We start from the raw sequence: 12,222 nt of genomic DNA on the forward strand, positions 1-12,222 counted from the left end.
TAAGAAATAAGAAAAGGGAGCCTTTTACAAGTACTCCCTTTATATTTTTTAACAGTTTACAGTATTACTTCTTACCATAAAGATCAGAATAAACATCCGTAACCTTTATCATATATACCTTATAATACGACTGATATGAATAATTACTCTGCTGGTAAAGATAGCTGCATTCCCAGTAAACATTTCCAGTTACCATCAATTGGTCGCCTGACTTCGATTCAGCAAGCCTGGGGAACATCTCAGCGGGATTGCAGAAGTTGTATGTTGCATAAGGGTTGTCGGAAGTGGAAAATGTAATACTCCCCCCCCCATCAGTCCAATAAACGGTTGCCTGAGCCCTATCCAGAGTGTAAAGAACATCTCCGTCACAACCGCATTTAGCCTGCTTTTTGCATCCCTGGTATGAAACAACAGGAGTTAAAATTATCAGTACAACAAAGAATTTTCTTATCAGGCGTCCTATCATCACAATTATTTCTTATTCATTTTCCAGTATTAAACGCACAAAGCAAACTTTTATTTCATGCCTGGGCTGTAGGGCCGCCAAAAGTTAATGGCATGGCCGGCCCGGAACCTTTTACTTCCTTGATGATTCCATGAACAGATTCATACTTACCAATATTATCCTGAAGTGCCGCAACAAGTCTTTTTGCATGTTCCGGTGTCAGAATTATTCTTGATTTAACCTGTGCTTTAGGAATACCAGGCATAATCCTGACAAAATCAATTACAAATTCAGAAGCAGAATGAGTAATCACAGCCAGGTTTGAATATGTTCCCTGTGCTACTTCCTCATTCAGCTCAATACTGATCTGGTTTGGATTCTTTGGATCTGTCATGGCAAAAATATTTAACTTACTTTGCTTGAGCCTCAGCTTCCTGATCTACACCAACAAGGTTCTCATACTCCTCGAGTGAACCGACTATTATGCCATTATACTGGCGCTGTCCTGTTCCTGCAGGTATAAGGTGACCAACGATTACGTTCTCCTTGAGACCTTCAAGTCTGTCGATCTTACCAAGGATTGCTGCCTCGTTAAGTACTTTTGTTGTCTCCTGGAATGAAGCTGCAGAGAAGAAACTCTTTGTCTGCAGAGAAGCCCTTGTAATACCCTGAAGAACCTGGCTCGAAGTTGCAGGAATTGCATCCCTCGCTTCAACAGTCTTAAGGTCGCGGCGTTTCAGTACAGAATTGTCGTCTCTAAGTTTACGGGCTGAGATGATCATACCAGGACGCAGTGTCTGTGAATCACCTGAATCGATGATTACTTTCTTACCGTAGATCCAGTCATTCTCATCCATGAACTCAAGCTTGTCAACAACCTGACGCTCAAGGAATTTTGTATCACCCGGATCAACTATCTCGACCTTGCGCATCATCTGACGGACAATAATCTCAAAATGTTTATCGTTGATCTTAACACCCTGTAAACGATACACTTCCTGTATTTCATTTACAATATATTCCTGTACTTTTGTTGGTCCTTTGATAGCAAGGATATCCGATGGAGTTATGGCACCGTCTGAAAGCGGAATACCTGCCTTAACATAATCGTTCTCCTGTACAAGTATCTGTTTTGAAAGCGGAACAAGGTATTTCTTTGTCTCCTCAGTTTTTGATTTGATTGTGATTTCCCTGTTACCTCTCTTTATTTTACCGAATGTTACCTCACCATCAATCTCTGAAACGATTGCGGGGTTGGACGGGTTACGTGCTTCAAATAATTCAGTAACACGCGGCAGACCACCGGTGATGTCACCTGATTTACCAACAGCACGCGGGATCTTGGCAAGAACTTCTCCGGCCTCAACCATCTTGTCAGTATCAACAACAAGGTGAGATCCTACAGGAAGGTTGTAAACCCTTAGCTCATCGCCCTTCGGTCCTAAGATCTTGATAGCCGGGTTCTTAGTCTTGTCCCTGCTTTCAATGATTACTTTTTCCTTAAATCCTGTCTGCTCATCTGATTCTTCACGGAAAGTAATACCTTCTATGAGGTAGTCATAGCCGATCTTACCGCTGAGTTCTGAAATGATTACAGCGTTAAACGGATCCCATTCGCATATTAGTTTACCCTTTTCAATTTCCTGTCCAGGCTTGATATAAAGCTTGGAACCGTAAGGAATTGTATGTGTTGTAAGAGCAATACCGGTCTTCTTGTCGACAATTCTTAGTTCTGCCAGACGACCGATAACTATATCTATATCACCTTTTTCAACATCTTTCTTAGGTACTGTTCTTATCTCTTCAATCTCAGCAATACCGCCATAACGGGCAACAAGTCTCGATTCGGTAGTAATGTTCGATGCGGTACCTCCAACGTGGAATGTACGCAGAGTAAGCTGTGTACCAGGCTCACCGATACTCTGTGCGGCAATTACACCAACTGCCTCACCTTTCTGTACCATACGTCCGTTTGCCAGGTTACGGCCATAACATTTGGCGCATACTCCTTTTTTCGATTCGCATGTAAGCACTGAACGGATCTCAACCTGCTCAATTGGTGAATCTTCAATTTTTCTTGCAAGATCTTCAGTAAGTTCCTGACCGGATTCAACAATAAGATCACCTGTAAGCGGATGATAAACATTGTGAACAGTTGTACGTCCGAGAACCCTTTCGTACAGTGATTCAACAACTTCCTCATTCTTCTTGATTGCAGTTGCAATAAGACCTCTGAGTGTTCCGCAGTCTTCTTCGTTAATAATAACGTCCTGAGAAACGTCAACCAGACGACGTGTAAGGTAACCGGCGTCAGCTGTCTTAAGAGCTGTATCGGCAAGACCTTTACGTGCACCGTGAGTTGAAATGAAGTACTCAAGAACCGAAAGACCTTCTTTAAAGTTAGAAAGAATCGGGTTTTCGATGATCTCAGAACCTGTTGATCCTGATTTCTGAGGCTTGGCCATAAGACCCCTCATACCAGAGAGCTGACGTATCTGCTCTTTTGATCCCCTTGCACCTGAGTCGAGCATCATGTAAACAGAGTTGAAACCCTGCTTATCGTTCGACAGCTGTTTCATCAGTGTCTGGGTAAGTCTTGCATTTACGTGTGTCCATATATCGATAATCTGATTGTATCTTTCGTTATTGGTAATGAATCCCATGCTGTAGTTATTCAATACCTCTTCAACCTGCTCATACCCTTCGTTAACAAATTTTGTCTTCTCTTCAGGTATAATAACATCGTCGAGGTTGAATGACAAGCCTCCTTTGAAAGCTGCATAGAATCCAAGATTTTTAATTGCATCGAGGAAATCGGCAGTTTTAGCAGTACCGGCCATCTTAAGTACCCGTCCGATAATATCCCTTAATGATTTTTTAGTAAGGATCTCGTTAATGTAACCAACCTCACGCGGAACATATTGGTTAAAAATAACTCTACCAACAGTTGTTTCAATAAGGTGGTTCACAAATTCGCCATCAACCCTGTCATTAACTTTAACCTTAATAACAGCGTGAAGATCGATCTGACCCTCATTATATGCTATATTAACTTCTTCAGGTGAATAGAAAGTCAGTCCTTCGCCCCTTACCTTCTCGGTTTCGGTACTCTTCTTCCCTTTTGTTATATAATAGAGACCAAGAACCATGTCCTGTGAAGGAACAGTAATAGGTGCACCATTAGCAGGGTTAAGAATATTGTGAGAAGCAAGCATAAGCATCTGAGCTTCAAGTACTGCACCGTTGCCAAGAGGAAGGTGAACAGCCATCTGGTCACCGTCGAAGTCAGCGTTGAAAGCTGTACAAACGAGAGGGTGAAGCTGGATAGCCTTTCCTTCAATAAGTTTTGGCTGGAATGCCTGAATACCAAGCCTGTGCAATGTAGGAGCTCGGTTAAGCAGAACAGGGTGACCTTTAAGAACGTTTTCAAGGATATCCCAGACAACAGGGTCTTTCCTGTCAACAATTTTCTTGGCTGATTTTACTGTTTTAACGATACCTCTTTCAATAAGCTTCCTGATAATAAATGGCTTATAGAGTTCAGCTGCCATATCTTTAGGCAGACCGCATTCGTGTAATCCGAGTTCCGGGCCAACGACAATAACGGAACGTGCAGAGTAGTCAACCCTCTTACCAAGTAAGTTCTGACGGAACCTTCCCTGCTTACCTTTCAAACTGTCGCTGAGTGATTTAAGCGGACGGTTTGCATCTGTCTTAACAGCATTGGCTTTTCTTGAGTTATCGAAAAGAGAATCGACAGCTTCCTGGAGCATACGTTTTTCGTTACGCAGGATCACTTCGGGAGCTTTGATCTCAATAAGTCTTTTCAGACGGTTGTTTCTGATAATAACCCTTCTGTAAAGGTCGTTCAGGTCGCTTGTGGCGAAACGTCCGCCATCGAGAGGAACTAGAGGCCTCAGTTCAGGTGGAATAACAGGAACAACTTTAATTATCATCCATTCCGGTTTATTAACCGCTTTTGAATCTCTGAAAGCCTCAACAACCTGAAGACGCTTAAGAGCCTCGTTTTTACGCTGTTGCGATGTTTCTGTGTTTGCCCTGTGACGAAGTGAATAAGACATCTCGTCGAGATCAACGCGGCTCAGAAGCTTATAAAGAGCCTCTGCACCCATGTCAGCAACAAATTTATCGGGATGATTATCTTCAAGATACTGGTTCTCTTTTGGAAGAGATTCGGATATCTCAAGATATTCTTCTTCTGTAAGGAAATCAAGATATTTGACACCATCCACGGCTTTAATACCCGGATTGATAACAACATATCTCTCATAGTAAATAATTGAATCGAGCTTCTTGGTCGGAAGACCCAGAAGGTAACCTATTTTATTAGGCAATGAACGGAAATACCAGATGTGAGCAACAGGAACCACTAGGGAAATGTGTCCCATTCTTTCGCGACGTACCTTCTTCTCTGTAACCTCAACACCGCAACGGTCGCAAACGATTCCTTTATAACGGATACGTTTGTATTTTCCGCAATGGCACTCGTAATCTTTTACCGGTCCGAAAATCCTTTCGCAGAATAAACCATCGCGCTCAGGCTTATAGGTACGGTAATTAATTGTTTCAGGCTTTAGCACTTCACCACTTGAACGATCAAGTATTTCTTCAGGTGAAGCCAGACCTATTGAGATTTTTGAGTAACTGGTCTTTGTTTTGTTATCTCTTCTGAATGACATATGCTGAATATTATTTTATTCTAAAACTAAAAATTCAAAACGCAGCGTAATACTTAATCAAGTATCACGCTTAGTCCGAGACCTCTCAGCTCGTGTAAGAGAACATTCAGTGATTCAGGAATACCCGGCAGTGGCATAGGTTCGCCTTTCACAATTGCCTCGTATGCTTTGGCACGGCCAACAACATCATCAGATTTAATTGTGAGTATCTCCTGCAGGATATGAGCAGCTCCGAATGCTTCCAGAGCCCACACTTCCATTTCACCAAAACGCTGACCTCCAAACTGAGCTTTACCGCCTAATGGCTGCTGAGTGATAAGGGAGTATGGCCCAATTGAACGGGCATGCATCTTATCATCAACCATATGGCCTAGTTTGAGCATGTATATTACACCTACGGTTGCAGGCTGATCGAATCTTTCACCGGTACCACCATCGTAGAGGTATGTCTTTCCGAATTTCGGAAGTTTAGCCTCTTCGGTATAGTCGTTGATCTGACTTATTGTGGCTCCATCGAAGATTGGTGTTGAGAATGTAAGTCCGAGTTTTTGTCCGGCCCATCCGAGAACAGTCTCGTAGATCTGTCCAAGGTTCATCCTCGAAGGTACACCAAGCGGGTTAAGAACGATATCAACAGGAGTGCCATCCTCAAGGAAAGGCATATCCTCAGCACGTACGATCCTGGCAACGATACCTTTGTTACCATGGCGACCTGCCATCTTATCTCCCACCTTAACCTTACGCTTCTTGGCAATGTATACTTTTGCCAGACGTACAATACCTGCTGGCAGCTCGTCGCCGATAGTGATATTGTATTTTTTACGCTTATAAACACCATCAACTTCTTTATACTTGATAATATAGTTATGAAGAAGCTGTTTGATACTATCGTTTTTCTTCTTGTCGGTAGTCCATTTGTTAGGATTAACGTTAAGGAAATCAACTTCCTGAAGCTGTTTCAGGGTGAATTTACTTCCTTTAGGAATAACGTCAACGTTAAGATAATCCTTAACACCCTGTGATGTTTTTCCGTTAACAAGAATGAAAAGCTTATCAACTAATCTGGCCTTAAGTTCATCAACACTTCTGTTGAATTCTGTTTCGATTTTGTCGAGAAGAGGTTTTTCAACCGCTTTGGCTTTCCTGTCTTTAATAGCTCTAGTAAACAGTTTTTTGTCAATTACAACACCCTCGAGTGAAGGACCTGCTTTAAGAGAAGCGTCTTTAACGTCACCGGCTTTATCACCAAAGATTGCGCGAAGCAGTTTTTCTTCCGGAGAAGGATCTGATTCACCTTTTGGTGTTATTTTACCAATAAGAATATCACCTGGTCTGATGTGTGCACCAATTCTGATAAGACCATTCTCGTCGAGGTTTTTGGTAGCTTCCTCGCTAACGTTTGGAATATCTGATGTCAGTTCCTCAAGTCCGCGTTTTGTATCGCGTACTTCGAGCTGGTACTCATCAATATGAACTGATGTAAAGTAATCTTCCTGAACAACTTTCTCAGATATTACGATAGCATCCTCGAAGTTATATCCTTTCCATGGCATGAATGCCACTTTGAGGTTTCTTCCGAGTGCCAGTTCACCATGTTTGGTACCGTAACCTTCTGTCAGTACCTGACCTTTAACAACTTTCTCACCTTTTCTGACAACAGGGATAAGGTTGATACAGGTATTCTGGTTTGTTTTCCTGTATTTAGGAAGAGTGTAACGTTTGATATCATCATCAAAGCTTACAAATTTCTCCTCGTCAGTACGGGTATATCTGATTACAATTTCATTTGAATCAACGAATTCAACAACACCGTCACCATCAGCCATAAAAAGAATCCTGCTGTCGGTAATAACCTGTCCTTCAAGTCCTGTGCCTACAATTGGAGCTTCAGGATTAATAAGAGGAACGGCCTGGCGCATCATGTTAGATCCCATGAGAGCCCTGTTGGCATCGTCGTGCTCGAGGAACGGAATGAGTGAAGCAGCTATTGAAGCGATCTGGTTTGGAGCAACGTCCATAAGGTCAACCTTACCTACCTCTTCAAATGGATAATCAGCTTCGTATCTGCATTTTGCCCTTGCATTTTCAAAATGTCCGTCTTTCAAAAGCGGAGCATTTGCCTGGGCAATCATTTTCTCTTCTTCCTCTTCAGCGCTTAACCATATAACTCCCTCATCTGAAAAATCAACAACAGAACCTGTTGAAGTATGATTTACTTTAAGATAAGGTGTCTCAATGAAACCAAGAGTATTTATTTTTGCGAAGACGCAAAGCGATGAGATAAGACCGATATTAGGTCCTTCAGGAGTCTCGATCGGGCAAAGGCGGCCATAGTGAGTATAGTGAACGTCCCTTACTTCGAAACCTGCTCTTTCGCGCGAAAGACCGCCTGGTCCGAGAGCTGATAAACGACGTTTGTGAGTCATTTCAGCAAGCGGGTTGGTCTGATCCATGAACTGCGACAGCTGGTTTGTTCCAAAGAACGAGTTAATTACAGATGAAAGAGTTTTTGAATTGATCAGGTCGACAGGTGTAAACACCTCGTTATCCCTGACATTCATTCTTTCGCGGATTGTACGGGCCATACGTGCCAGACCTACACCAAACTGGGCATAGAGCTGTTCGCCAACGGTACGTACCCTTCTGTTACTCAGGTGGTCGATATCGTCGATATCGGTTTTTGAGTTAATAAGCTCAATAAGGTAACCGATAATCTTGATAATATCTTCACGGGTAAGGATCTTAACATTCATCTCTGTGTTAAGTCCAAGCTTTTTGTTGATCCTGTAACGTCCTACCTCGCCAAGGTCGTATCTCTTATCGGAGAAGAACAGCTTGTCGATAACATCGCGAGCTGTTGCCTCGTCGGGTGGCTCTGCGTTACGGAGCTGACGGTAGATATAGATAACTGCCTCTTTTTCAGAGTTACAGGGATCTTTCTGTAAGGTATTATATATGATTGCGTAATCTGAGAGAGTAGTATCATCTTTATGCAGAAGGATTGCTTTTGCACCAGAGTCTACTATCATATCGACATGTTCCGATTCGATTACGGTTTCCCTGTCGAGGATTACTTCATTTCTTTCAATTGATACCACCTCGCCTGTATCTTCATCAACAAAGTCTTCGACCCATGTCTTAAGTACCCTGGCAGCCAGTTTACGTCCGACGAGTTTCTTGATATTTGTTTTAGAGACCTTATGTTCTTCAGCAAGGTTAAAAATCTCGAGTATCTCCTTATCGCTCTCGAAACCGATAGCGCGGAGAAGAGTTGTTACCGGTAGTTTTTTCTTTCTGTCGATATATGCATACATCACATTATTGATGTCGGTAGCAAACTCAATCCAGGAACCTTTGAAAGGGATAATCCTGGCTGAATAAAGCTTGGTACCGTTTGCATGTATACTCTGACCGAAGAATACCCCGGGTGATCTGTGCAACTGGGAAACAACAACTCTTTCAGCACCGTTAATAACGAACGTAGCACGATCGGTCATATATGGTACTGTTCCAAGATATACATCCTGGATAACTGTATCAAAATCCTCATGTTCAGGATCGGTACAGTAAAGTTTCAGTTTAGCTTTAAGAGGAACGCTGAAAGTAAGACCGCGTTCGATACATTCTTCTATTGTATAACGTGGAGGGTCAATATAATAATCCAGAAATTCAAGAACGAAATTGTTCCTAGTATCAGTTATCGGGAAGTTTTCGGTAAAGACTTTAAAAAGTCCTTCTCTTTTCCTGTTTTCGGGAGTAGTTCCTAGTTGAAAAAACTCACCGAAGGATTTCAACTGAATCTCCAGAAAATCAGGGTATTCGAGCTGATTTTTTCTGGATGCGAAACTTATTCTTTCGGTATTTTTTGAGGACATTTATTAAAAGATTAAGTGAACTTATAATTTAAAGAACAAAAAGGCCTAGTCCCGAAAAATCGGGACTAAACCTATAACCTTGTATTCAGGTATAACTTATTTAAGTTCAACTTCAGCTCCTGCTTCAACTAATTGACCTTTAATAGCTTCAGCTTCTTCTTTTGATACACCTTCTTTTATCGGACCTGGAGCAGCGTCAACAACAGCTTTAGCTTCTTTCAGTCCAAGACCAGTGATGTCTTTAACAAGTTTAACAATCTGCAATTTCTGTCCGCCTGCATTTTTGAGGATAACATCAAAAGTTGATTTCTCTTCAACTGCTGCTGCTTCGCTTACTGCCGGACCGGCAACTGCTACAGCTGCTGCTGCAGGTTCAATGCCATACTCATCTTTAAGTATTTTAGCGAGTTCGTTTACTTCTTTTACAGATAAGTTAACCAGTTCTTCTGCAAACTTCTTAAGATCTGCCATTTTTATCGATTTTTAATTTGATTATACTTTAATTATTCTTCTCTTTTTGATAGTGTTTCAAGAACACCATGAATTTTAGTTCCACCTGATTGAAGGGCACCGATAACGCGTTTTGCAGGTGACTGCAGAAGCATTATAACATCGCCGATCAGTTCTTCTTTTGTTTTGACTGAGATAAGAGCATCGAGCTGATTATCTCCGACATAAACAGATTCCTGAACGTATGCGCCTTTAAGCACAGGTTTATCATGTTTCTTACGGAATTCCTTAATAAGTTTAGCAGGAACGTTTCCGGATTGTGTAAACATGATGGACGAAGTACCTTTCAGAACCGGATATAGTTCTTCAAAGTTTCCATTAGACTGCTCGAGTGCTCTTTTAAGAAGTGTATTTTTAACAACTATCAGTTTGATATCGTTTTCAAAACATTTTCTTCTAAGGTCACTTGTATCAGCGGCATTAAGCTGAGCAGTATCAGTCAGATAAAAGTGGCTGTACTCTTTTAGTTTCTCAGCAAGGCTGTCTATGATAGCATTTTTTTCTTCCCGTCTCATTATTTCTTCAAGTTTTAACTTAATAAATTAATCATCAAGACCTTTAGGATCAATCTTAACACCCGGGCTCATTGTGCTGGAAATGAATACGCTACGGATGTAGGTACCTTTTGCAGCTGCCGGTTTCAGTTTGTTTACCATAGAGATAAACTCTCTTGCATTGTCGACGATCTTATTTGGTTCGAATGAGACTTTTCCGATTGAGGCATGAATGATACCGGTTTTATCAACCTTGAAATCAATCTTACCCTGCTTCACTTCTTTAACAGCCTTACCAATTTCCATAGTAACAGTACCACTCTTTGGGTTCGGCATCAGTCCGCGTGGACCGAGTATTCGACCTAACTGACCGACCTTTCCCATTACAGATGGCATGGTTATTATAACATCCATATCTGTCCAACCACCTTTGATCTTTTCAACGAAGTCGTCGAGACCAACAAAATCAGCACCTGCTTCTCTTGCTTCAGCTTCCTTATCGGGGGTACAAAGCACGAGTACTCGTGTTTCTCTACCGGTTCCGTGAGGGAGTGAAACAACGCCGCGGACCATCTGATTGGATTTCCTTGGATCTATACCTAACCTTACATCTAAATCGATTGAAGCGTCAAACTTGGTCTTGGTCATTTCCTTAACCAAAGCAGAAGCTTCTTTCAAAGTATAAAGTTTGTCCTTATCGAGTTTTTCAAGAGCAAACTTTTGGTTTTTGGTAAGTTTAGTCATTTTTTCTCCTAATTAATTATTTTACGGGGAACTCTCCTTTAACGGTGATTCCCATACTTCTGGCTGTACCAGCTACCATTCGCATAGCGGACTCTAATGTGAAACAGTTTAAGTCCTCCATTTTATCTGCAGCAATTGTTTTAACCTGGTCCCAGGAAACAGATGCTATCTTCTCGCGGTTAGGTTCCTGAGAACCTTTCTTTGCTTTAGCAACTTCTAAAAGCTGTACGGCAACCGGTGGTGTTTTTGTAACAAACTCAAATGATTTGTCAGCAAACACAGTTATAACTACCGGGATTACTTTTCCAGCTTTGTCCTGAGTCCTCGCATTAAATTGTTTACAGAAATCCATTATATTAACACCTTTCGAACCTAAAGCAGGTCCAACCGGTGGTGATGGATTAGCGCCTCCGCCACGAATCTGTAACTTGATAAGTCCAGCAACTTCTTTTGCCATAATTTTAAATTTGCGTATTTAATTGCGAGACCTTGATAGTTATTCAGGAAGCATTATGAATATTACAACTATCAATATCTTCTGTTAATTCTCTTTTTCCACTTGCATAAAACTAAGCTCGAGCGGGGTTTTTCTTCCGAAGATCTTAACCATCACTTTAAGCTTTTTCTTTTCATCATTCACCTCTTCAATAATTCCAGTGAAACTATTGAATGGTCCGTCTATTACTTTTACTGATTCTCCTACGAAGAATGGCACATTCAGCTCTTCATCGCTGGCATTTAGTTCATCTACTTTACCCAGTATTCTGTTTATTTCAGCTTTTCTGAGCGGAACCGGTTCTCCGTCCTGAGATCCAAGGAATCCTATTACGTTAGGGATATTACGCAGAAGGTGAGGTATTTCACCAACGAGTACAGCTTCGACGAGAACGTATCCCGGAAAGAATGTTCTTTCTTTGCTGATTTTTTTCCCTGATCTTATCTGGTATACCTTTTCAGTTGGGATAAGAACCTGTGAGACATAATCCTCAAGTTTAAGTCGTGCAACTTCGCTATCGATATACTCTTTAACCTTTTTTTCTTTTCCCCCGATAGCCCGGAGCACATACCACTTTTTTACATTCTCACTCATTGGAACCGTCTCCTGTTTAGTATAACAAACTGTAAATGAATTCCATTGACCTGCTAAAGGCAAAATCCATACCTGCAACAATAAGTGCAAATATTAGAGAAGCCACCATGACTAAAACTGCGCTGTTCTGTAGTTCACTCCATGTAGGCCAGGTCACCTTGTGCATGAGTTCCGTGTATGATTCCTGAAAATATCCTTTTATATTCATAGTACTAATAATAAATTGCACGGGAGGAGAGACTCGAACTCCCGACACCTGGTTTTGGAGACCAGTGCTCTACCAACTGAGCTACACCCGTATTTGGTTTTTGTTGTGTAAGGAAGGGTCGCGACCCTTCCCTACAGCAAAAACCTTATATCCAAA

The 12,222-nt window shown here is 41.6% G+C and carries 10 protein-coding genes and 1 tRNA gene; all 11 read right to left on the minus strand.

Annotated elements, in window-relative coordinates:
- Positions 1 to 64: 64 nt before the first annotated feature.
- On the minus strand, positions 65 to 466 hold the full coding sequence (locus IPJ16_03235) for a hypothetical protein (GenBank protein ID MBK7626208.1): 402 nt from the start codon (positions 464 to 466) through the stop codon (positions 65 to 67).
- Between the two features lie 55 nt (positions 467 to 521).
- Positions 522 to 839: a DUF3467 domain-containing protein gene (locus tag IPJ16_03240; protein ID MBK7626209.1), complete on the minus strand. Its 318-nt coding sequence runs from the start codon at positions 837 to 839 to the stop codon at positions 522 to 524.
- 16 nt (positions 840 to 855) lie between these two features.
- Positions 856 to 5,145, minus strand: a complete 4,290-nt coding sequence (gene rpoC / locus IPJ16_03245) for a DNA-directed RNA polymerase subunit beta' (protein ID MBK7626210.1) — start codon at positions 5,143 to 5,145, stop codon at positions 856 to 858.
- A gap of 53 nt (positions 5,146 to 5,198) precedes the next feature.
- A complete protein-coding gene (gene rpoB, locus IPJ16_03250; protein ID MBK7626211.1) occupies positions 5,199 to 9,020 on the minus strand; it encodes a DNA-directed RNA polymerase subunit beta in 3,822 nt (1,273 codons plus the stop codon).
- A 96-nt stretch (positions 9,021 to 9,116) separates the two neighbouring features.
- On the minus strand, positions 9,117 to 9,491 hold the full coding sequence (rplL, locus tag IPJ16_03255; GenBank protein MBK7626212.1) for a 50S ribosomal protein L7/L12: 375 nt from the start codon (positions 9,489 to 9,491) through the stop codon (positions 9,117 to 9,119).
- Between the two features lie 32 nt (positions 9,492 to 9,523).
- On the minus strand, positions 9,524 to 10,045 hold the full coding sequence (locus IPJ16_03260) for a 50S ribosomal protein L10 (protein MBK7626213.1): 522 nt from the start codon (positions 10,043 to 10,045) through the stop codon (positions 9,524 to 9,526).
- 27 nt (positions 10,046 to 10,072) lie between these two features.
- Positions 10,073 to 10,768: a 50S ribosomal protein L1 gene (locus tag IPJ16_03265; protein ID MBK7626214.1), complete on the minus strand. Its 696-nt coding sequence runs from the start codon at positions 10,766 to 10,768 to the stop codon at positions 10,073 to 10,075.
- A gap of 16 nt (positions 10,769 to 10,784) precedes the next feature.
- A complete protein-coding gene (gene rplK, locus IPJ16_03270; GenBank protein ID MBK7626215.1) occupies positions 10,785 to 11,225 on the minus strand; it encodes a 50S ribosomal protein L11 in 441 nt (146 codons plus the stop codon).
- Between the two features lie 84 nt (positions 11,226 to 11,309).
- Positions 11,310 to 11,858, minus strand: a complete 549-nt coding sequence (nusG, locus tag IPJ16_03275; GenBank protein ID MBK7626216.1) for a transcription termination/antitermination factor NusG — start codon at positions 11,856 to 11,858, stop codon at positions 11,310 to 11,312.
- A gap of 16 nt (positions 11,859 to 11,874) precedes the next feature.
- Complete coding sequence (secE, locus tag IPJ16_03280; protein ID MBK7626217.1) at positions 11,875 to 12,066, minus strand: preprotein translocase subunit SecE; 192 nt, start codon at positions 12,064 to 12,066, stop codon at positions 11,875 to 11,877.
- Between the two features lie 18 nt (positions 12,067 to 12,084).
- Positions 12,085 to 12,157, minus strand: a tRNA-Trp gene (locus IPJ16_03285).
- Positions 12,158 to 12,222: the final 65 nt, after the last annotated feature.

The organism is Bacteroidales bacterium (assembly GCA_016709865.1).
Lineage (GTDB): Bacteria > Bacteroidota > Bacteroidia > Bacteroidales > VadinHA17 > LD21.